Origin of the sequence: Halorhabdus utahensis DSM 12940, from assembly GCF_000023945.1 — an archaeon.
In the GTDB taxonomy this organism is placed as follows: Archaea; Halobacteriota; Halobacteria; order Halobacteriales; family Haloarculaceae; genus Halorhabdus; species Halorhabdus utahensis.
In genome coordinates, this window is record NC_013158.1 from 915,338 (window position 1) to 935,471 (window position 20,134).

23 protein-coding genes are annotated in these 20,134 nt (G+C 63.5%); 16 read left to right on the forward strand and 7 right to left on the reverse strand.

What is annotated here, in order from left to right; translation table 11 throughout:
• Positions 1-84 precede the first annotated feature (84 nt).
• The 14 genes from HUTA_RS04655 (at position 85) to HUTA_RS04720 (ending at position 13,293) form a co-directional block, all read left to right on the forward strand.
• Complete coding sequence (locus tag HUTA_RS04655; RefSeq protein WP_015788710.1) at positions 85-741, forward strand: DUF7500 family protein; 657 nt, start codon at positions 85-87, stop codon at positions 739-741.
• Between the two features lies 1 nt (position 742).
• Positions 743-1,255, forward strand: a complete 513-nt coding sequence (locus tag HUTA_RS04660) for a hypothetical protein (protein ID WP_015788711.1) — start codon at positions 743-745, stop codon at positions 1,253-1,255.
• Positions 1,252-3,327 (forward strand): hypothetical protein, encoded by a 2,076-nt coding sequence (locus HUTA_RS04665; protein ID WP_015788712.1) that lies wholly within the window; start codon positions 1,252-1,254, stop codon positions 3,325-3,327. Before HUTA_RS04660 ends, HUTA_RS04665 begins: the two co-directional genes overlap by 4 nt.
• A 104-nt stretch (positions 3,328-3,431) precedes the next feature.
• Entirely contained in the window at positions 3,432-3,791 is a 360-nt protein-coding gene (gene cheY, locus HUTA_RS04670) for a chemotaxis protein CheY (RefSeq protein WP_015788713.1), read from the forward strand.
• Positions 3,792-5,012, forward strand: a complete 1,221-nt coding sequence (locus HUTA_RS04675) for a chemotaxis protein CheC (RefSeq protein WP_015788714.1) — start codon at positions 3,792-3,794, stop codon at positions 5,010-5,012. It begins immediately after the preceding gene.
• The gene (locus HUTA_RS04680; RefSeq protein ID WP_015788715.1) at positions 5,009-5,524 is read left to right on the forward strand and encodes a chemotaxis protein CheD; all 516 of its coding nucleotides are present in this window, start codon (positions 5,009-5,011) and stop codon (positions 5,522-5,524) included. The genes HUTA_RS04675 and HUTA_RS04680 overlap by 4 nt, the downstream gene beginning before the upstream one ends.
• A 273-nt stretch (positions 5,525-5,797) precedes the next feature.
• Entirely contained in the window at positions 5,798-7,519 is a 1,722-nt protein-coding gene (locus tag HUTA_RS04685) for a FlaD/FlaE family flagellar protein (RefSeq protein ID WP_015788716.1), read from the forward strand.
• Positions 7,503-7,958, forward strand: coding sequence for a flagellin (locus HUTA_RS04690; protein WP_015788717.1), 456 nt, complete (start codon positions 7,503-7,505; stop codon positions 7,956-7,958). Before HUTA_RS04685 ends, HUTA_RS04690 begins: the two co-directional genes overlap by 17 nt.
• Positions 7,951-8,400 (forward strand): flagellin, encoded by a 450-nt coding sequence (locus HUTA_RS04695; protein ID WP_015788718.1) that lies wholly within the window; start codon positions 7,951-7,953, stop codon positions 8,398-8,400. Before HUTA_RS04690 ends, HUTA_RS04695 begins: the two co-directional genes overlap by 8 nt.
• Positions 8,397-9,158, forward strand: coding sequence for an ATPase domain-containing protein (locus tag HUTA_RS04700; RefSeq protein WP_015788719.1), 762 nt, complete (start codon positions 8,397-8,399; stop codon positions 9,156-9,158). Before HUTA_RS04695 ends, HUTA_RS04700 begins: the two co-directional genes overlap by 4 nt.
• Before the next feature lie 12 nt (positions 9,159-9,170).
• Complete coding sequence (locus HUTA_RS04705) at positions 9,171-10,844, forward strand: type II/IV secretion system ATPase subunit (protein WP_015788720.1); 1,674 nt, start codon at positions 9,171-9,173, stop codon at positions 10,842-10,844.
• Positions 10,844-12,589: an archaellar assembly protein FlaJ gene (gene flaJ, locus HUTA_RS04710; protein WP_015788721.1), complete on the forward strand. Its 1,746-nt coding sequence runs from the start codon at positions 10,844-10,846 to the stop codon at positions 12,587-12,589. Before HUTA_RS04705 ends, flaJ begins: the two co-directional genes overlap by 1 nt.
• A gap of 59 nt (positions 12,590-12,648) precedes the next feature.
• A complete protein-coding gene (locus tag HUTA_RS04715) occupies positions 12,649-13,092 on the forward strand; it encodes a DUF5807 family protein (RefSeq protein WP_015788722.1) in 444 nt (147 codons plus the stop codon).
• 12 nt (positions 13,093-13,104) lie between these two features.
• The gene (locus tag HUTA_RS04720) at positions 13,105-13,293 is read left to right on the forward strand and encodes a hypothetical protein (RefSeq protein ID WP_049941192.1); all 189 of its coding nucleotides are present in this window, start codon (positions 13,105-13,107) and stop codon (positions 13,291-13,293) included.
• 154 nt (positions 13,294-13,447) lie between these two features.
• Here HUTA_RS04720 and HUTA_RS04725 read toward each other — a convergent pair whose 3' ends face one another.
• Together HUTA_RS04725 and HUTA_RS04730 are read right to left on the reverse strand one after the other, a co-directional pair.
• Positions 13,448-14,515, reverse strand: a complete 1,068-nt coding sequence (locus tag HUTA_RS04725; protein WP_015788724.1) for a DHH family phosphoesterase — start codon at positions 14,513-14,515, stop codon at positions 13,448-13,450.
• 2 nt (positions 14,516-14,517) lie between these two features.
• A complete protein-coding gene (locus tag HUTA_RS04730) occupies positions 14,518-14,976 on the reverse strand; it encodes a universal stress protein (RefSeq protein WP_015788725.1) in 459 nt (152 codons plus the stop codon).
• Between the two features lie 157 nt (positions 14,977-15,133).
• On the opposite strand from HUTA_RS04730, the gene HUTA_RS04735 reads away from it, so the two are divergent.
• On the forward strand, positions 15,134-15,586 hold the full coding sequence (locus tag HUTA_RS04735) for a universal stress protein (protein ID WP_015788726.1): 453 nt from the start codon (positions 15,134-15,136) through the stop codon (positions 15,584-15,586).
• Here the strand turns inward: HUTA_RS04735 and HUTA_RS04740 are convergent.
• The gene (locus tag HUTA_RS04740; protein WP_015788727.1) at positions 15,583-16,212 is read right to left on the reverse strand and encodes a GNAT family N-acetyltransferase; all 630 of its coding nucleotides are present in this window, start codon (positions 16,210-16,212) and stop codon (positions 15,583-15,585) included. The two genes, HUTA_RS04735 and HUTA_RS04740, sit on opposite strands and share 4 nt — an antisense overlap.
• Positions 16,209-16,577 carry a universal stress protein gene (locus tag HUTA_RS04745; RefSeq protein ID WP_015788728.1) on the reverse strand — a complete coding sequence of 123 codons (369 nt, stop codon included), beginning with the start codon at positions 16,575-16,577 and terminating at the stop codon, positions 16,209-16,211. The genes HUTA_RS04740 and HUTA_RS04745 overlap by 4 nt, the downstream gene beginning before the upstream one ends.
• Positions 16,578-16,693: 116 nt before the next feature.
• Here HUTA_RS04745 and HUTA_RS04750 point away from each other — a divergent pair, with 116 nt between their 5' ends.
• The gene (locus HUTA_RS04750; RefSeq protein ID WP_015788729.1) at positions 16,694-17,455 is read left to right on the forward strand and encodes a DUF5806 family protein; all 762 of its coding nucleotides are present in this window, start codon (positions 16,694-16,696) and stop codon (positions 17,453-17,455) included.
• A 7-nt stretch (positions 17,456-17,462) separates the two neighbouring features.
• On the opposite strand, the gene HUTA_RS04755 is transcribed toward HUTA_RS04750, so the two are convergent.
• The 3 genes from HUTA_RS04755 to HUTA_RS04765 all read right to left on the reverse strand — a co-directional run bounded on the left by HUTA_RS04755 (position 17,463) and on the right by HUTA_RS04765 (position 20,041).
• Positions 17,463-18,929 carry a dihydroorotase gene (locus tag HUTA_RS04755; protein WP_015788730.1) on the reverse strand — a complete coding sequence of 489 codons (1,467 nt, stop codon included), beginning with the start codon at positions 18,927-18,929 and terminating at the stop codon, positions 17,463-17,465.
• A gap of 66 nt (positions 18,930-18,995) precedes the next feature.
• A complete protein-coding gene (locus HUTA_RS04760; RefSeq protein ID WP_015788731.1) occupies positions 18,996-19,469 on the reverse strand; it encodes a GNAT family N-acetyltransferase in 474 nt (157 codons plus the stop codon).
• Positions 19,469-20,041, reverse strand: a complete 573-nt coding sequence (locus HUTA_RS04765; protein ID WP_015788732.1) for a cysteine hydrolase family protein — start codon at positions 20,039-20,041, stop codon at positions 19,469-19,471. Before HUTA_RS04765 ends, HUTA_RS04760 begins: the two co-directional genes overlap by 1 nt.
• Positions 20,042-20,134 lie beyond the last annotated feature (93 nt).

Sequence of the window (20,134 nt, forward strand, 5' to 3'; positions counted from 1 at the left end):
TCCTTCGTTTTTCGAATTGCCAGCCAACCACAGGCGAGTCTGCTCAGCGACGGAATTATACCGCGTCACGTCGAATACTAACACATGCCACCAGGGGACGACAACGACGACGAGGACGGACGCGTGCTCGCCCCCGAGGAGCTCGACATCTCCGAGGACGAGCACGTCGCGGAGATCGAGGACGGCCGGTACGTCGTCTCCCCGAATGATCCGATCGGTGATGTCGACGGGATCAAAACAACCGAAACAGAGCCGGAACCAGCCACCGATGAATCGGAAAGTGACGTCGACGAAGCATCCGATCAGGCGTCGCCAGCCCCGTCAAATACGCCGACGGACGCAGCGTCCGAATCCCGGGAGCCCTGGCAAGACAACGCAAGCGAGACGGGAGAGATGACCGAAGCGGACGTCGAAGCGTGGCTCCGGGACTCGTTCACTTCGGCTGACTCCAGGTACGGCTTTCACGTCACGGCGACGTTCGACGGCCGGGTGTCCCAGCGCCGGATGATGTCCAACGATGTGGTGACGATCTTCGAGAGCCTGATCCTGTGGTACGCCCAGCACATCGACAGCGAGACGCCAGTCGAGGAGATCCTCGGTATCCTGCTGACCGAATCGAACGTGCCGATCAGTTACCCGACCGAGAGTCTTTCGGCGGCGATCAAAGCCCGGGGCCTCGGCCCGGACGATTCGATCGGGGAACTCATGAACGCCATCGGCGACGATGGCTTCGAGCTCTGAGATGAGTCGTGCGTTCGATTCCTTCTTCGGCGATCCACTCGGCCTGAGCCAGCAACTTCTCGTCGGCGTCGTGGTCGTGACGCTCGTGTTCTCCGGCCCGCTCGTGCCCGGACTGTCGTTCGGGGGGGCCGGCCCGCCGGCGACGATCGGCGACGGCAACGCCAGCGTCTCGTCGGTGGCTATCGATCTCGACGCCGTCGAGATCACACCCGGCCGGTTCGGGACTGACGTCGAGTACCTCCGGATTCCGGACGCGAGACTGTCCATCGACGACGTCGAAGGAGAGCCACGGATCGTCTACCGACTGGTCGTCCCGGAACTGCAACTCGACCACGCCGAGACACGGCTGCTTGCGAGTCCCGGTGACGTCACCGTTCGGCCGAGCGACGTGGCCTTCCTGTCCGGGGAACTGTCGGCAGCGCACTATAACGGAACGCTACGCGTTCGCGTCCAATCGCTGTCAACCGATCGAACCGTGTTCAACGAGTCCATCAGGATCGAGGTAAGACGGTGACCCGGGTTGGTGCAGCCGAAGTCGACGAGTGGCTATCCGAACGTGGGTCGATGATCCGTCGACAGGCCGTCGCTGTCCTGTTCGGCGATCGCGTCGGCCTGACCCTGTTTCTGGGTGTCGTCGTCGTGCTGGCGGCCCTCTGGCGAGTCGGGTTTTTCATCACCGACACCTACGCCATCGCGAACACGCTCGTGAATCTGGCCGACGGACGGCTCCACATCGCTCGGATCGAGTACTCGCTGACGCTCGGGTCCCAGCCGGGGTTATACGAACACGGCGGTCAGGTCTTCGGGCGCAACTACGGCCAGGCGGCACTCGCTCTCCCCTTCTACTGGCTGCTCGAAGGGACCGCGGCACTCGCCGAGTTGCGGCTGGTACTCGCGGGCGGGTGGAGTCTGCTCGTGGCCGCATTCGCGTCACAGCTCGGTCAGGTGCTTGATCGCCCCCGCGTGACGTTGGCTGGAACGCTGGGCGCGCTGGGCCTGTTCGTCGGCAACGTCGCGCTTTCGACGCCGCTCGATCCCCGGTGGAACGGCTTGCTCGCTCTCCAGCTCCTCTCGCTGGTGGCGGCAGGTGTGGTCGCCGTGGCGGTGTATCGATTGCTCAGTGAGTACCACGGACAGCGAGTCGGCGTGGCCGGGGGATTGCTGGCGGCACTCGCCCTGCCGATCGCGTTCTGGGCGACGATGCCGAAACGCCACGTCATGTCGGCGGCGCTGATCGCAATCGTCGTCTTCGGGTTCGCCCGGAGTCGAAATGCTGCTCGGCCACTACCGTCGCGAGCCCTGTCCTACGCCGCTGTCGGGGTCCTCGCGTGGCTACACGCCGCCGAGGCGTTGGTGGTGCTGGTGGTACTCGTCCCGTTCGACCTCGCGACCGCTCGACGCAACGGAATTCGAGAGCTAGGCGTGCTCGGCGTCGTTTTCGCCCTCTCGCTGGTTCCGTTCGGACTGACGAACTACCTCATCACCGGCTCGCCGTTCACTGCCCCGCGAATGCTCTCGAATCTCGGTGGACTCGCGGAACTCAGCCCCGGGGGAGATATCGTCGTCGACGGCGGTGGCGAGCCCACACAACCGACGACACCGGATCCGACGCCACCGGGCGAGCCCGCGTCGCCAGGCGAAACGTCACCCCCCGACGGAGCGAGCGGCCCTGGCGATCCCGGGACGGGGCTCTGGAGCCAGATCACCAGTGCTCTCGGTGGTGTGATCGGACTGGGGGCCACCGGTATCAACGGCGCTATCGGGGTTCTCGACAGCCTCGTCGGGGCGGTCGTGTTCGGCATCGAGGCAGCGGCGGCCCGGATCGGCGAGCTGTGGGGATACGTCGCGGAAGGGATCGGGATCGCCTTCGGGGACCTCGAGCGACTCGGCCACGTCTTCCTCAGGAGCGGCCGGATCCCGGGGGTGGACTACGCGACCAACGACCACGAGACCGTCGAGCTGACCGTCCTGGAAGCCGCGCCGATGCTCGGGACCCTCGTCGCCATCCCGATCGTCCTCGGCAAACGAGGGCTGGAAAGCGGGGGAGGGAAGCTTCGTGGACGACTGACGGCGATCCGCTCGACTCCGCGATACCAGACGGACCTCTTCGCGGGGACGCTCGTCGCCGCGTTCACCCTCCTGTACCTGCCCAGACTGCCGCTTTACTCCCAGATCACGGTCCGGTATCTGGTTCCGATCATGCCCGTGGCGGTCTACGGTGTGATGCGGCTGCCAGCCGTCCGGCGGAGCCTCACGACGAACGTCCGGGAGTTCATCGACGCATACGTCGGAGCCACTGTGGTTGGCATTGTCGGCGTCATCGCGGTGTTCGTCGCGATCGACCCGGCGATCGGCGAGGCGATGCAGTTTCACGCCCTGTTGAACCTGATCGCTGCGGGGATTGCCGCGGCTGTCGTCGTCCTGGACACGATCGACGGCCCCGACCTGCCAGTCGCGACGGCGATCGGGACTGCGGGCGGGGCCGCCACGACGCTTTATGTCCTTGCCGGGATCGAGTACATCACGTACGGCCAGTTCGCACTCCCGGTCGCCGAGTGGCTCTCGACACTGATTCCAGTGTTCTGAAAATATCCGCCGAGTGACGGCACAGAGCCGGCGTTTGCTATCAAACGCGATAATAGTACGGAAGCATTTATCTAGGCAATTCGCTAATCTGAGAAGTAGAACCCATGCCAGAAGTATTGATCGCGGACGATTCGGAGTTCATGCGGAACCTGCTGCGCGAAATCCTCGAGGAAGACCATCAGATCGTCGGTGAGGTCGAAAACGGCGTCGAGGCCGTCGAGGCCTACAAGGACAAGGATCCGGACCTCGTGATGATGGACATCGTGATGCCGATCAGAGACGGTATCGAGGCCACCGACGAGATCAAAACCGAAAGTCCAGACGCGAACGTGATCATGTGCACCAGCGTCGGCCAGGAGGAGAAGATGAAAGAGGCCGTGAAGGCTGGGGCCGACGGGTACATCACCAAGCCGTTCCAGAAGCCAAGCGTCATGGAAGCTATCGAAGACGTCGTCCCCTCATAGATGAACGTCGACATCCAGTCGCTCGGGACGTTCAACGAACTCGCCCACGAAGGGGCAAAGGAGGCCACGGCATCGATGACCCAGATGACGGGCATCGACGCCGACGTGGACGTGACCCAGATCACGCTGATGGATCGGGGCGACGTCGGCGAAACGCTGGCCGAGCAGGCGTTCGTCGGGGTCGAATTCGACTTCGAGGGCGAGCTATCGGGTCAGACAGCGCTGGTACTTGATCAGGACAGTAGCGAGACGTTGGCGGGAACGCTGATGCCCGGCGACGAGATCAGTGCCGAAATGGCCAAAAGCGGGGTCAAGGAGATCGGCAACATCATGATGAGTGGGTTCATCGACGGCTGGGCCGACTATCTCGAAACCACGATCGATCACTCCCCGCCGACGTACATCGAAGGGACCGGCAAGGAGATCCTTCCGACGTCGGATGATTCATCGCCCGACGATCAGGTCTTCGTGTTCAAAAGCGAGATCGAGTGGGTCGACGAATCAGTCGACTTCTACATCTACATGTTGCCGGATCAGGACTCGCTCACGGACCTGATGGCGGACCACGCCGACGCCGAAGCCGACGCGATCCCGGTCGACAAGCTCCACGTCTTCAACCGGATGACCCAGCAGGGCACCAAGCAGGCCGCCGAAAACGTCTCGATGATGACTGGAATTGATGTCGAAGCGGAAGTCTCACAAATCAACTTCACGCGGATCGAAGACATCCCCAAGCAGGTCGGGACCGACCGATACGTCGGGACGGCCGTCGAGTTCACCGACCTCCCGAGTGGGTTCCTGCTCGTGTTGTTCGACGAGGCCTCGGCGAAGAACGCGGCCGAGGCGCTGATGCCCACCGCGGTCGAGGGTGAAGAACTCACCGACCAACACACGGCAGCCATCGAGGAACTGGGGAACATCATGACCAGCGGGTTCGTCGACGGCTGGGCGAACGTCCTCCAGACGTCCATCGATCACACGCCGCCGCGGCTGGTTCACGACATGGGGCGGGCGATCATCGACCCGCTTGCGGCCCAGGTCGGGCAACATCAGGACCACGCGTTCGTCATCGACTCGCGGATGCGAACGGACGACGTCGAGTTCGAGAGCGAGATCTACGCGTTGCCCAACGACGAGGAACTCCGGGAAGCACTCGAGGAACTGGCGGTCGAACGGGCGGAAGAGACTGACGCGGACCCCGAAGAAATATTCCAGGAATGAAGGTCTACGACGGATCGCAGACTGAGCAATCGAGCACGCCCGAGCGCATCAAGGTCGGGATCGCCGAGTACGACGTCTCGACGAACGGCGCGACACTGTCGACCAGTGGACTCGGCTCCTGTATCGGCGTCGGGCTCCACGACGAGGAGTCCAGCGTCTCTGGGCTCGTACACGTGATGTTGCCAGTCTCGGAGGAAGTCAACGGCGGAAACCCGGCGAAGTTCGCGGACACCGGCGTCAAAACCCTGGTCAGAGAACTCGAAGACCACGGTGCGGATCGGTCGAACATCGTCGCGAAGATCGCCGGCGGGAGCGACATGCTCGATTTCTCGAAGAACGGCTCCGGCATCGGTGTCCGGAACGCGAACGTCGTCGAGGAAACCCTCTCGGCACTCGACATCCCGATCGTCGGCGAAGACATCGGCGGCGACCACGGCCGATCGATCCGGCTCGAAGGCGATACCGGCGATCTGATCGTCAAAAGCGCAAACCGGGACTCGAAGCGGCTCTGACCGGTCAGAGATGACACCCAGTCGATTCGAGAGGGCGTCTCTGGCCGTTTTTTCGGAGAGACATACGGGAACCGTCATAACTACCGACCAGCGACAGTGAACGTCAGTTCGTTCTGAATATCGATACCAATACCGCGCCGGCGGAGGGTTACAGCACAATCACGCGACGTCAGACGCTAATTTCCGATCGATTTTGCTGAACGGAACCGTCAGTTATCAAATATGATACTCTAAACGGTACATTGAAGGGCGCGTGCGGGGATATTACTCCTAATGAGTACGCTCTCGTTGCTCCAGTCCGGGACAGTGGTCGAGGGGGTGGACCCTACCCTCCTCGCGGCCACCGGTGACTGGATCGTCGAGTCGGTCGGCTCGCTGTCGACCGAACCGCTCGCCGTCGGTGTCCTGACGGTGGGGGTGGTCGGCATGAGTATCCGATCCGTCTTCGACTCGATCCTCTCGGACGAGGACGGGGGCCCCGACGTGGACGAGGGGGACGACGACGGGTTGATGCCCGAGGAAGGCGGGGATGACCTCGGCGACCTTGGCGGCGGGTTCGGTGATGGCGGCGACGACTTCGGAGATTTCGAAGACGACGACTTCGGCGAGATGGACGGGGGCGGTGCGGACACTGACGAACTACAGCACCGCCTCGACGAGCTCGAAACCGAGGTCGGCAGCCTCTCCTCGACGGTCAACACGGTCCGCAACGAGAACGAGCAGATCTCTGAAACGGTCGACGACGTCGAGGAAAACGTTCGAAAACTGCTCGACATCTACGAGATGGTGACTCGGGGCGTCAATCCCTTCGCCGACGACATCGACGCCGGCGGATTGGGCGGCCCCGGAGAGGAGTCGTTTGGCCTCTTCGACAATGGTGACGACCAGTCCGAAGAGGGAGACCTCGACGAAGACATCGCCAACGCCGACGCGGAAGGGTTCTTCGACGAAGACCTCGTCGAGGACGACGAGCTGGAAGCCGATGCCGACGTCGGCGATGTCCTGGGCACGGGCGAAGACGACGGCGGTGACGACGGTGGGTTCGAAGACGACTTCGAGGACGACTTCGACATGGACGATGATTTCGGCGACGCCGAAGACGACTTCGACATGGACGAGGGCGGCGACGGTGACGCGGACAGCGGCGGTGAGGGCGGGAAATCCTTCGCCGAGCTCAAAGACGAGTACGAGGCCGGCGACGCCGAATGGGCCGAAGGCGACGCCGAAGATCCGGACGAAAGCATCGAGGAGACGACCGACGACCTGGCGGCAGACGACGACTCGCTTGATGACGATGAAGCCCTCGTGGACGAGGACGACGACTTCGCCATGGAGGACGACGGTGGAGAGGCGGGCGACGGGCTGGCCGACGACGATCTCTTCGATACGGTTATCGAGGACGAGGGCGACGAAGAGAGCGCAGACGAGGCTGTCGATGCGACTGAATCCGCCACGAGCGTCGTCGAGGACGACACAGAGACAGAAGAAACCGAGCCGGATCAGGAGACGATTACCCCCGAGGAGGAGAGCGTCACGGAAACGGCGCAGACCGAGGAGGACGCGACTGAGCCGGCGGCCAACGCCGAAGCGCCGTCAGCCAAAGAAGAGGCCGACGGGTCGGGAGCAACCGAAGGAGCGAGCGCCGAATCCGACGACGGAAAGCCATACCTCACGTCGCTTCCGGACGGGTTCCTCGCCGACCTGATCGTCGTCGAATGGCTGGAGTTCCTGGTCGAGGAAGTCGGGATCCGGGCCACCGCGGAGGCCATCGACTACTACGAACGCATCGACTGGATCGACGAGTCCGTCGCCGACCAGTTACAGGCGTACCTCAAGGGCTTCGAGGAAGGCGGTGAGTCCGAGAGCCTGACCATCGACCACCACACCAAGAGTCTGCGGTACGTGAGCCAGCTGAACGGCGGCGGGGCGGAGTCGATCGCCCTCCAACAGCTGCCACGCCAGACCGGAGGTGGCCCCGATGGGATTCAGCGTTAGTGGCTCGGCCGCGATCCTCCTGGTCGCGTTCTTCGTCGCCTTCGGGACGTTCTACAGCGCCGCCTCGAACTCCATGGAGACTGTCAACGATGCGCGAGGCGCTGCCCAGGACGACCTGCTCGCCCAGCAGAACACGGCGATCACCCTGACGGACGTATCGGTGGCACACAACGTCTCCGGGGACGAGCTGTACTACGTGAACGCGACCGTGAAAAACACCGGGGCCAACGGGTTGAGCGTCGCCGACACCGACTTCATGGTCGACGGCGAACTGCAGACGTCGTTTCTCGACCGGGCCGTCGACGGCGACAGCTCGACGGACGTCTGGGCGACCGGGCAGCGACTCACCGCCAACATGACGGTCCCCACCCAGCCCGACCGGCTCAAGGTCGTCACCGGCCCGGGTGTGGCCGCGACGGAGGTGGGACTGAGTGGCTAGCGTGTCAGCGTCGCATTTGATCATCTTCATCGCGAGCATCCTCGTAGCGGCGAGCGTCGCGGGGACGATCACCAGTACGGTCGGCCAGCTCAGCGATGCGGTCGACGATCTCGGGGTCGACGCCAGCCAGGAGGTCCGGACCGAGATCGAGATCATCAGCGATAGCGGCGCACAGGTGTACGACAGAGAGGGCAACGGAAACATCACGCTGTACGTCAAAAACACCGGGTCCCAGCGGCTCCCGGCCGACGGGGTCGGAATGGACGTGATCGTCGATGGGATCTACCGGACTGACGTGAGTATGACTGTCGTCGACGGGAGCGTCTGGCGACCCGGAACGGTCGTCCGCATGGGGATCTCGATCCCGGACCTACAGAGCGGGGACCACCGTGTCCAGTTGACGATCTACGGTGACAGGGAGGTGTTCGAGTTCAACACATGAGCATCGCAACCACTGATCTGTACTCGCTTGGCTTAGACGAGCGCGACAGACTGAACAAGGAACTCGGCGGCGGCATCCCGCCCGGCAGCATCGTCCTCGTCGAAGGGGACTACGGTGCCGGGAAGTCCGCGATGAGCCAGCGCTTCGCCTACGGCCTCTGTGAGACCGGCCAGACGGTCACGATGCTTTCGACGGAGTTGACCGTCGGCAGTTTCCTCGATCAGATGCACAGCCTGGACTACGGCATGGTCGAGCACATCCTCGACGAGAACCTCCTGTTCCTGCACGCCGACATCGGCGACTCCAACACCTTCCAGGGTGGCGACGACGACAACGACCGCATGGACCTGCTCAAGCGGCTGATGGACGCCGAAGTAATGTGGGACACGGATGTCATCATCATCGACACCTTCGACGCCATCCTCCGGAACGACCCCAAGTTCGAGGCCCTGGTCCGCCAGAACGAGGAGCGCCAGGCTGCTCTGGAGATCATCTCGTACTTCCGGGACGTCATCGCCGAGGGGAAGGTCATCATGCTCACGGTCGACCCCTCGACGCTTGACGAGGACGCGATCGGCCCCTTCCGGGCCATCGCCGACGTGTTCATCGAACTCGAGATGATCGAGGTCGGCAACGACGTGCGCCGACAGATCTCGGTGAAACGCTTCGCCGGGATGGGCGAACAGGTCGGTGATACCATCGGGTACTCCGTCCGGTCTGGGACGGGCATCGTCATCGAATCGCGCAGTGTCGCATAAGGGGAAATACACATGACAGATCACGGCAGACCCAAACCGTCGGACGAACTCCGCCAACACGCAGCGAGGCGTCCACACCTCCGTGATCACCTCCAGAAGTTCAAGCAGATCACCGGCGAGTTCCCGATGTTCGTCGAGGAAGCCGACGGCGAATACGAGACCAATCGCCCGAACATCCTCTACCCCGTCGGCGGCCCTATTTACACGCACGTCTACGGCGACATCGGCCAGGACATCAAGTACTACGCGATCGAGCCGGAACTGGCAGAGGACGAGCAGACGGTCTTCGAGAAGGTCCGCAACCGGTTGCTCGAACGCAGCGTCATGAAGCCCGCACCGACCGAGGAAGGTGAGTACGACGACCGGATCGAAGAACTCCTTCAAGAGACGACGAACGTCAAGCGGCGTGAAAGCGGTGACGGCGTCCTGAGTCGACTGGGGAACATTACGAACCTCGGGAAAGTTGACGTCACCGAGGAGACCTACGAAAACATCCGCTACCGGCTGAACCGCGACATCGTCGGCCTCGGTCCCCTCGAGCCGGTGATGCGGGACCCGGCCAACGAGGACATCCACGTCATCGGTCCCCACGAGTGTTACGTCGATCACTCCGTCTACAGCCTCATCAAGACGACCGTCGACTTCGGCGAACCCGCGGATTACGAGCAGTGGCTGCGAAACATGGGCGAACGGATCGGCGACCCCGTCTCCGACAGCGACCCGATCATCGACTCGACGCTGCCGGACGGCTCGCGTATCAACATCATCTACTCCGACGATGTCTCGTTGAAGGGGCCCTCGATGACCATCCGACAGGGCACGGAGGTGCCCCTGTCGATCTTCCAGATTACGAAGTGGGGCACCCTCTCCCCGGAACTGGCGGCCTACCTCTGGCTCGCCCTGGAGAACGAACAGACGGTGTTCGTCGTCGGGGAGACCGCCTCCGGGAAGACGACGACGCTGAACTCCATCATGTCGTTCATCCCCCGGGATTCGAAGATCTACACCGCCGAGGACACCTCCGAGGTCCTGCCGCCACACGACACCTGGCAGCAACTCCTCACCCGGGAAGGTGACGACGAGGGGACGGACGTCGACATGTTCGACCTCGTCGCCGCCGCGCTCCGGTCGCGGCCCGACTACATCATCGTGGGCGAGGTTCGTGGCGAGGAGGGTCGAATGGCGTTCCAGGCGGCCCAAACCGGCCACCCGGTCATGCTGACCTTCCACGCTGCCGACATCGTTTCGATGATCCAGCGCTTCACCGGCGAACCGATCAACGTCCCCGAGACGTTCATGGACGTCGCCGACATCGCGCTGTTCCAGAACCGGGTCAAGCAGGGCGACGACGTCCTCCGCCGGGTCACCTCAGTCCAGGAAATCGAAGGCTACTCCAAGGAGATGGACGGTGTCGTCACCCGCCAGAGCTTCTACTGGGACCCCGTCGAGGACGAGATCGTCTTCCAGGGGATGAACAACTCCTTCGTCCTCGAAGAGCAGATCGCGACCCTGCTAGGGTACGAGGACACCCGCGACATCTACGACGACCTCCAGTTCCGGGCGGATATCATCAGGCGGGCGATCCAGGAGAACGTGCTGGGCTACCACGAGGTCAACGAGTTGATCGAGAACTTCCAGCGCGACGGCGTCGAGGGACTCCCCTTCGACATCCACCGCCAAGACTGATGGCCTCCGAAGAAGCCACCCTCGACCTGACGATCTCCGGCACGATAGCCTCGCTACTCGAATCCTATCGCCGGATGGGGATCCCGATTCAGCGGTATCTGTTCGGCATCCTCCTGCCGGCGTTCGTGTTCTTTCTCGCCACCCTCGGCGTGGCGCTGCTGGTGAACCTGCCGCTTGGGATCAAGCTCCCCTTCCCGCTGCTCGGGTTGCTCCTCCTCGGGGCTGCGGTGTTCTATCCCAGAGTACAGCTCTCCCAGCGCAAGCAGGCGCTGAACGACAGATTTCACCTCATGGTCACCCACATGACGGTCCTCTCGACGACGAAAATCGACCGCATGGAGGTGTTCAGAGCGCTCGCCAGTGAAGACGAATACGGCGAACTCGCCACCGAGATGGGACGGGTCGTCGAACTGGTCGATACCTGGAATCTGAGCCTCGACGACGCGTGTCGTCGCCGGGCGAAGGAAGTGCCAAGCGACGCGCTCGCGGATTTCTTCGACCGACTGGCATACACTATGGGCGCGGGACAGAGTCTCGAGGACTACCTACTCTCCGAACAGGACATGATCATCGAGAACTACAAGACGATCTACGAGGGGACGCTTGGCAACCTCGAGGTGATGAAAGACCTCTACCTGTCGATGATCCTCTCGATGACGTTCGCCCTGGTGTTCGCTGTGGTCCTCCCGATCCTGACGGGGACGAACCCAATGATGACCGTGAGTGCGGTCATCGTGCTGTTCATCTTCGTCCAGACGGGCTTTTTCGTCGCGATCCGCTCGTTGGCCCCCTACGACCCGGTCTGGTACCATCCGGAGGAGATAACCTCGCCGATGGAGCGGCGACTCAACGTTAGTTTCGCCGCTGGCGTGGTGCTGACATTGGTGTTCGGGTTCATCAGCTTCGGTGGGTTCGCCGGGATCAGCCCGATCACGCTGGACATGATATTCTTCTTCTGGGACCCCGTCCCCCTGTCGATTTACGCCGTCTTCCCCATCACGCCGCTGCTCATCCCCGGACTCATCATCCGACAGGAGGAGAAGAAGATCAAGGCCCGCGATCAGGAGTACCCGAGTTTCATCCGGGCACTTGGATCGACCGAAGGAGCCAAGCAGTCGACGACCGGTGCCGTCCTGGAATCCCTTCGCGAGAAGGAGTTCGGGCCGCTCAGCGAGAACATCGACAACCTCTATAAGCGACTCAACATGCGGATCGAGCCCGAGAAGGCCTGGCGACACTTCACCGCCGAGTCACGGTCGTACCTGATCCAGACGTTCAGCGAGATGTACCTCATCGGCCGGAAGATGGGTGGCAGCCCGAAGCAACTCGGGGAGCTCATCAGCGAGAACATGAACGAAGTCCTCCAGTTGCGCCAGCAGCGCGACCAGGAGACGACGACCCTCATCGGCGTGCTCTATGGCATCTCCGCGGCCGCGACCTTCGCCTTCTTCATCGGGCTGCAGGTCGTAAACATCCTCTCGGAGATGAGTCTCAACCTCCAGACGGGATCGAGCAATTTCGAGGTCAGCACGCTCATCCACACCTCCGTCTACGAGATTCCGATCATCGAGTTCCTGCTCATCACCGTGATTATCTTCAACGCGCTCCTGTCGTCGCTGATGATCCGGACGACCGACGGCGGTCACAAGCTCAACAGTTACATGCACTTCGTCGTCCTCTCGTGGATCGGCGCGCTGGTCGCTATCTTCACGAAATTAGTCGTCTCCAGCGTCATCAGCATCTGAGTCGGCACCGTTCTCACGCTATCGCGAAGCTTTTGCCGGTGGCTCCGCTCGATTCAGGCATGATTGACCGCGCGGAGTTTCTGGCGGGAGACCGACCTGAGGACATCGCCTTCTTTCTACACGAAGACAGCGTCTCGAACCTCGACGCGCTCGACGCACACGCCGAGACAGTCGCGGATGGCGCTGTCCTCGTCCTCCCGGGCGAGAAGGGGCGGAGTGCGTTTGAGTCAGTCGTCGGGATGGACCCGATGGCCCTGGCCCAGCAGGCGATGGACACGCCGGGCGACATTCACGACGACCTGACTGGCGGGGTCTGTCCGGCGAGTGACGACGATCCCGAAGCCGATCACACGGTCAAGTTCGTGTTCGCGTTCGCCGAGGCCCAGAACGACGAGGTCGGCGGGCTCTATGCCGAGGGTGACGTGATCCACGCCTACGCCGTCTGTACCTGCGGCGAGACCTACAGCGAGAAGTGGCTCGCCGACGAACCTGACGCTCAATAACGCCCGATGCAGATGACAACAGATGTGAACGGGACGAAGGGCGTCCTCACCGGCTTGATCGGGCTCGTCGGCACAGTGGTCTTTCTCGGACTATTCGTCTACCCGTTGCAGTACGGACTCAAAGAGAGCGCTGCAGTGGCAGGACTGATCGTCCTCGCTGGACTCTGGGAGTTCGTCCTCGATAGTGCGGAACTCGGGTGACTGTCGAAACATTCACAGCCGGAACAGTTCGAGTGGCTGGCCAACCAGCACCCGAACGAGGTCTGTCAGGGTCTCCTCGGCTCGCTTCGCTCACGGCTTCACCGTTCGAATTTCCGAGACACTCCCTTTGTCGTGTCCCGCTTCGCTCGGGGTACTACTCCTCGACCTCTAACCGCCGGAAGGCATCTACAATGGCCTGCTTGGCCACCGCCCCCCGCGTCGTCCAGTGGTGGGCGTAATCCAGCATGTCGTCGTAGACATCGGGTTTACAGCCGGCCGCCTTCGGGTGGCCGCCGCCGTTGACCTGGGCCGCGACCTCGTGGGCACGCTCGAAGTTCTCAGTCCCACGGATCGAGGCCGAACCGGCGGGTTTGACGATCACCCCGGCGTCGGCTCCCTGCTCGCGGAGTGCCTCGGCGACCTCGTTTTGCGAGCAGCGACCGTAGGTCACGCCGACCGTCCAGGGACCGACCTCCCGAAGTTGAGCGCGTTCGACGGCCTTCTCGATCAGGGCTTCCTTCTCGATGCGGCGCTCGGCGAGCAACTCCTCGGCATCGGTCGGTAGGTCTGCACCGTGCGCTCGGATGATCTCGACGTACTCCTCGGGTTCGAGCCAGTGGGCGAGGTCAGCCAGATCGTCGCTCCGGGGATCGTCGCGGATCCAGAGGTCGTGGTCGCGGGTGACAGCCGTCAGATCGACGAAGCGATCGGGGAAGTCAGCGTCTAGTTCGGCGAGTGCGACGTCAGCGGTACACGCCTCATCCGACTCGCCGACAGTGAGTGTGACGCCGGCATCCGCAACCATCCCGGCAAGATCCTCGTCCCACTGATGGTGGTCGAACCACCGGACCGATCCAGCGCGGGCCACGATATCGTCGAGTCCCGCAAGATCAGCAGCCTCGTCGGGGCAGAGATCACAGACGAACACGTCCGTGTCGGGTTCGAGATACTCGGCGACCCATTCAAACGCACGGGCGAGATCGTGCGGACTCGCTTCCAGAAGCGCACCCTCGCCGAAGGCGTCCCGGATCAAGGCGACGCAGGCGAGGCCGTCGGCGTCGGGATCGGCGATCACGACTGTGCCAGCGTCGGCGAGCGTGTCGGCGGCTTCCCGCTCGCGTTCGATCTCCTCGACGGTATCCGGATGAAAGAACCCCTCACCGGGGAGGATCGACTTGCGCTCGATCGAGAGGCGGTCGTCGTCGATGAGCCAGTCGTCCACGCTTAGGCCTCCTGGGGCGTCACGGCACTTGTCTCGTCGGCGTCGAGTTGCCGGACGGTCAGGACGGGAACGGGCGAACGTCTCACGACCGCCTCGGCGACGCTACCGAGGAGGAACGCGTGTTCGCCGTGGCGGCCACGCGTCCCAGTCACGACGACGTCGGCCGCGACCTCCTGGGCGTAGGCACAGATCTCCGCAGCCGGCCGTCCCTCTCTGACAGCCGTGACCACCGATCGATCAGTCTGTTGGGTCAGTTGGGCAAGCACATCCTCACCGTGCTGCTGAAGCGCGGCTTCGAGATCGTCCCGGACCGCCGCCGGGGAGGCGTCGACCTCGCTCGCGTCAGTCACGTACAGCGCATGGACCGTCGCGTCGAATCGACGGGCGAGATCAAGGCCGACTGTCACCGCCCGGTCAGCGCTCTGGGAGCCGTCAGTCGCCAGAACCACCGTGTCGTACATAGACGAGCATGGCGGTCGGTTCGTATAAAGGTTCAGTGACCGCCCACGGAGGACCTGTCCAACCTTGATCAGGACTGGAGATGCAGTTCGATAGGGAAACGGTCCGAGAGTCGTCCCTCGGTGGGTTTTTTGAGGGGTCACGCCGCAGGAGAGGATAATGGCTGTCGAAATCGACACGATACTGGTACCGGTCGACGGCACGGACCGTTCTGATCGGGCCGTCAAGCACGCATTGCCGATCGCCGACCGGTACGATGCCGAGGTACACATCCTGTACGTGATCGAGGAGACGGTCGCTGCGGGGCTCGAACAGGGAGATATCGAAGCCGACAGTGTCGCGAACGAACACCGGGCGTTCATGGACGCCGTCCGGGAACAGGTGCGTGCGGACGGCCACAACATCGACCTCTCACAGTCGACCGTCTTTGGCTATTCGGCAAGTTCACTGACTCGGCACCCAGTCAGCGTCGTGTTGGACGCCGCCGAGGACATCGGCGCGGACTTCATCGTCATTCCCCGCCAGTCCGTCATGGACGAACCTGGCGCAATGCTCGGCAAAGTCGCCGAATACGTCCTCACGTACGCGAGTCAACCCGTTCTCTCGGTCTAGGGTTCGTCGTCGGGTTCACGTTCGGCATCGTCATCTGCGTCGGAAGCCGAATCGGTTCCTGTGTTGGCCGCCTCGGAAGCCGAATCGTCACCACTGGAGTCGGCGATCCGGATCGCCATCTCCAGTTCGAAACTCTCGGTGTTTCGGATCTCGAAGCCGACTTTCTGGTAGAGCCCGATGGCGGGTTCGTTCCAGCGCTCGACCGTCAACCAGACGCGATCGATGCCGCTGTCTTTGCCGTAACCGAGCAGCGTCTGGAGTAACTCCGTGCCGATACCCGCCGACTGGTGACTGCCGAGGACGAAAATCGCCAGTTCGGATGCTCCCTCCTCGTCCGGGACTAGCATTGCATGGCCGACGGCATCACCGTCGTGCCAGGCGATCGTGTTCAGGCAGTCAGGCTCGAAGACGCGTTCGAGCCATCGCCGGATCGACTCCTCGCCGACCGGCGGGATGCCCTGGGCCCGGTCCTCCGAGTCGAACGCCTTGTACATCTCGACGAGTGCCTCTCGATCGTCGTCGGCGACCCGGACCACGATCTCCCGACCGATGCCGTCGATGAACCGATGTGGCGGAGTCGGAAACGGCCCGGATATCTCCGCCGGGTAGGATCGATCTCCGTTCATCGGATGAGTGTCACCGGGGTTTCGGCGTTGAGTATCACGAACTCGGCGATGGATCCGAGCTGGATCTTCCCGAGAGGACTCCGCTGGCCGCCACCGATCACCAGTCTGTCGAAGTCCCCCTCGTCGGCCAGCCCGACGAGGTCACCGGCTGGATGGCCCGACAGACGATGGATCTCCGCATCCACGCCGGCCGAGTCGAGAACGTCACGGACGTCGGACTCGATCTCGGTCGTCGTCGCGTCGACGTCTTCGGCGTCGAAGATCGCCACCGCCAGCTCGTCGCCAGTTTCCTGCACCCGCTCGACGGTGTCCTCGAGCGCGCGTCGGGAGCGTTCACTCCCGCCGACTCCCAACAGGATTTTCATATGTCTCCCATTGGGGTAGCGCCTAAAAAGTCTCTGTTCCTCGGTACACGTCCCGGCAGGGTTTGCCAGAGATTTCCGGCGACATACTTTTTCCCACCGGGTCCACAGGTCATCGCATGGACGACCGCTCACCGCCCGCAGACGAGGAAGAGCCGACCGATGGTTCGTCGTCACCGACCGAAGACGTGACCGATCCGGCGGCGAGCGCGAACCGGCCCGCCGACCAGCGCGACGCGACCGCTGACGCCGTCGACAACGCGAAGGACCCGACCGAGGCGGACGACCCGATTGATCGCTCCGACGAGACGGGGGCCTCGACGGCGGAGGGCGAGACAGACGAGGACGTCCCGGCGGACGTCCGCTCGTACGAACGCTTCCAGAAGATCGACGGCGGCACCTACGAGCGGGCCAACGACTTCCTCCGGGAACGTACCTACATCACTGCCCGCGAGTGGGCCATCGCCCGCCTCTGTGCGGACTTCCGGACCGAGACCGGGGTCGAGATGACCAAGATCGGCGAGAACCTGCCAGAACTCGTCCCGTTCATGACCGACACCTACTCGCCGCAGGCGGTCAATCAGGCCCGGGCTTCGTTCGAGGAGAAAGTCCGGATGGCCGGCGCGACCTTTCTCTATGGCGCGATGAGTGACTTCTTCACCGCCGACGAACTCGACGATCTGATGTACGAAGCCACGGAAGTGGCGAAGTTCCTCCTGGAAGTCGAGGGCGTCGAACTGAGCGTCGGCGAGGAACTCGAAGCCGAGGATCGGATCTCGGAGGTCATGCGCGAAGTGCGCGATCAAAGTGTCGCCCTGCGCCACGACGAGGCCGAGTGCCCCGAGTGCGGGCATACCTTCGAAGTCGCCGTCGACGAGTAAGGGGTGGTTACTGGACCTCGTCGCCCGGCTCCGCGACCACGTCGTCGGTTTCAGTATCGTCGCCGCTCGGTTCCGCGACCTCGTCATCTGCCCCGGTATCGTCCAAGTCAGGTTGGGCTGTCCCGGCCGAGGCACTCGACAGTTCCCCGTCACTGGTCGTCTGCTCGTCCGGTTGTGGTGCCTCTTGGGTTACGTCGCGCGCGAGACGAACGTTCCGTCCCTGATGGTCGGCGAAGTCCTCGTCGTCCCGTTCGTAGACGACGGCCCCTCGAACCATCGTGACCTCGGGGAAGACGGCCTGCCAGCCCTCGAAGGGCGTCCAGTCACACTTCGTGTGGAGGTCGGCGGCCCGGATCTCCCGTGTGGCTTCGGGATCGACGAGGACGAGGTCGGCGTCGTAGCCAGGTGCGATCCGACCCTTCCTCGGCAGGTCGAACAGCGCAGCCGGGTTCGCGGCCATCAGATCCCGAACGCGTTCGTAGGTGAGATGGTCCCGACGGGCCTCTTCGAGCAGCAGCGGGAGGGCCGTCTCGACGCCGGGGACTCCACTCGGCGCGTCCCAGATGTCGGCGTCCTTCTCCTCGCTGGTGTGGGGGGCGTGGTCCGTGGCAATGATGTCGACCTGGCCGTTGCGGACCCGATCGTAGACACGCTCGCGGCGCTTCTCGCGGCGGAGGGGTGGATTCATCCGGCCATGCGTCCCGAGGTCACCCAGAGACGAGCGGGAGAGAAACAGGTGATGGGGCGTGACTTCGGTGCTGATCCCGGCCGCGCCCGCGGCGTCGATCGCTTCCGGGGTACTCGCATGGGCGATGTGGAGGTCGACGTCGTACTCACTCGCGAGGGCACAGACCCGTTCGACCGCGTCGATCTCGGCTCGGGCCGCGCGATAGGCCGACCAGGCGTCGGCGTCGATTCGGTCACGTGCGCCCAGGTTGAACCGACTCGCGTCCTCGGCGTGGACGGTGACGGTCACGTCCGCCTCGGCGGCAGCGGCGAGCGCGTCCCGGAAGCGACGCTCGTCGATCCCCATGTCGCCCGTCGAATCCGCCAGGAACACTTCTCCCAGGGCGAACACCGGCCGGTCGAGCAGCGAATCGGGGTCCCACGCCGGGGAGACGCCGCCGTTGAGGCCGAAATCGACCAGCGATTCGGCCGCCAAATCGGCCTTCCGGTCGAAGGCATCCCCGTCGACAGTCGGCGGGTCGGTGTTGGGCTGGTCGACGACGGTCGTCACCCCGCCGGCGGCCGCGCTCTGCGAGCCGGTCGTCCAGGTCTCCTTGTGCGGATAGCCGGGTTGCCGGAAGTGGACATGGGCGTCGATCATGCCCGGCAGAAGCCGTTTGTCCGTCGCGTCGATCTCCCGCTCGCCCTCTGCCCCCGATAGAGCCTCACCGACGGCCCCGATCTGTTCGCCGTCGACCCGGACGTCCCGGCGGCGACCGTCCGGAAGCGTCGCGTTCCTGATGAGCATGGACTCGGGTCGTCGCCCCGCGACCCTAAGTGTTCCCAAGGCGGTCGAGAATCGGCCCCTCTCACGTCACAACGGCTTCTCGTATTCCAGCAGCGTGTACCCGTTCACCCGGCGCGTCCCCACGAGTTCGTACCCCCGGGCGGGATAGAACGCCGTCGCCGCCTGCTGGCGCCGGGCAGTCGTGAGGACAACTCGCACACAGCCCTGGCTCTCGGCGCAAGCCTCCAGACCGTCGAGGATCGCGGTCCCGTACCCCGATCGCTGGTGTGCGGGATCGACGGCGATCCGCATGAGTTCGGCCGTTTCCCCGCCGACGAGGAGGCCACCGCAGGCGACGATCTGGCCGTTGTCTTCGGCGACCAGAAACGTCCCGCCGGACCTGCAATACGTCTCTTCGATCCACCGGAGATCCTGGTTGCCGGGGACGTCCTCGGGATCTGTGCCTTCGACGCGGAGCGCGTCCCGGTGGACGCGCCGCACGTCGGGGCCATCGCCGGGCTGAAACCGCCGGACAGTCGAATCGCTGGAACGGCCGGTCATCACGCGAATTCGATCGACTCGCGGTCGAGTACCTCCCCGAACAGCCAGTCGGCGTGCTCCAAGGCGTACTCGCGGTGATCCTCTTTCAGGTACCCAACGGCGTCCTCGACGAGGACCGGGCGGTAGTCCCGGAGTCCGGCGCTGGCGGCCGTATGGAGGACGCAGACGTTCGCCAGCGTCCCACAGATCAGCAGGTCGTCGATCCCGTGGGCCGTGAGCCACCCGTCGAGTTGGGTCTCGTGGAAGGCGTCGTAGGTGTGTTTCTCGACGATCAGATCGGCATCGCGGGATTTGAGCTTCGAGACCAGTTCGGCATCCCAGGTGCCCTCGCGGACGTGTTCGCCCCAGCGGTCGAACTCGTCGTAGTAGTGGGCGTCCTCGAACTGCTCGTCGGTGTGGACGTCGCGAGTGTAGACGACTGACGCGCCCATTTCACCGGCGCGATCGACCAGTTCGACGCAGGGGTCGATCGCGTCTTCGCTCGGCGGTGCGTAGAGGCTCCCCTCCTGGTGACAGAAGCCGTTCTGCATGTCCACGACGACCACGGCGGTCGAATCTGGATCGAATATCATTTCACGATCTGATTGGCACGTGACGCGCAAAATGGTTTCCCGACATCGGTTCGGTCGCGTCGGGCCGCACCGCCGAGTGGGTGACGCCCGTAC

Bases quoted from the DNA above. Each gene is read 5' to 3' on its own strand.
- flaJ (WP_015788721.1), top strand. From the start codon at position 10,844: ATGGCCTCCGAAGAAGCCACCCTCGACCTGACGATCTCCGGCACGATA.
- HUTA_RS04660 (WP_015788711.1), top strand. From the start codon at position 743: ATGAGTCGTGCGTTCGATTCCTTCTTCGGCGATCCACTCGGCCTGAGC.
- HUTA_RS04655 (WP_015788710.1), top strand. From the start codon at position 85: ATGCCACCAGGGGACGACAACGACGACGAGGACGGACGCGTGCTCGCC.
- HUTA_RS04750 (WP_015788729.1), top strand. From the start codon at position 16,694: ATGGACGACCGCTCACCGCCCGCAGACGAGGAAGAGCCGACCGATGGT.
- HUTA_RS04705 (WP_015788720.1), top strand. From the start codon at position 9,171: ATGACAGATCACGGCAGACCCAAACCGTCGGACGAACTCCGCCAACAC.
- HUTA_RS04680 (WP_015788715.1), top strand. From the start codon at position 5,009: ATGAAGGTCTACGACGGATCGCAGACTGAGCAATCGAGCACGCCCGAG.
- HUTA_RS04715 (WP_015788722.1), top strand. From the start codon at position 12,649: ATGATTGACCGCGCGGAGTTTCTGGCGGGAGACCGACCTGAGGACATC.
- HUTA_RS04740 (WP_015788727.1), bottom strand. From the start codon at position 16,212: ATGAACGGAGATCGATCCTACCCGGCGGAGATATCCGGGCCGTTTCCG.
- HUTA_RS04700 (WP_015788719.1), top strand. From the start codon at position 8,397: ATGAGCATCGCAACCACTGATCTGTACTCGCTTGGCTTAGACGAGCGC.
- HUTA_RS04675 (WP_015788714.1), top strand. From the start codon at position 3,792: ATGAACGTCGACATCCAGTCGCTCGGGACGTTCAACGAACTCGCCCAC.
- HUTA_RS04730 (WP_015788725.1), bottom strand. From the start codon at position 14,976: ATGTACGACACGGTGGTTCTGGCGACTGACGGCTCCCAGAGCGCTGAC.
- HUTA_RS04690 (WP_015788717.1), top strand. From the start codon at position 7,503: ATGGGATTCAGCGTTAGTGGCTCGGCCGCGATCCTCCTGGTCGCGTTC.
- HUTA_RS04720 (WP_049941192.1), top strand. From the start codon at position 13,105: ATGACAACAGATGTGAACGGGACGAAGGGCGTCCTCACCGGCTTGATC.
- cheY (WP_015788713.1), top strand. From the start codon at position 3,432: ATGCCAGAAGTATTGATCGCGGACGATTCGGAGTTCATGCGGAACCTG.
- HUTA_RS04755 (WP_015788730.1), bottom strand. From the start codon at position 18,929: ATGCTCATCAGGAACGCGACGCTTCCGGACGGTCGCCGCCGGGACGTC.
- HUTA_RS04745 (WP_015788728.1), bottom strand. From the start codon at position 16,577: ATGAAAATCCTGTTGGGAGTCGGCGGGAGTGAACGCTCCCGACGCGCG.
- HUTA_RS04760 (WP_015788731.1), bottom strand. From the start codon at position 19,469: ATGACCGGCCGTTCCAGCGATTCGACTGTCCGGCGGTTTCAGCCCGGC.
- HUTA_RS04735 (WP_015788726.1), top strand. From the start codon at position 15,134: ATGGCTGTCGAAATCGACACGATACTGGTACCGGTCGACGGCACGGAC.
- HUTA_RS04685 (WP_015788716.1), top strand. From the start codon at position 5,798: ATGAGTACGCTCTCGTTGCTCCAGTCCGGGACAGTGGTCGAGGGGGTG.
- HUTA_RS04765 (WP_015788732.1), bottom strand. From the start codon at position 20,041: ATGATATTCGATCCAGATTCGACCGCCGTGGTCGTCGTGGACATGCAG.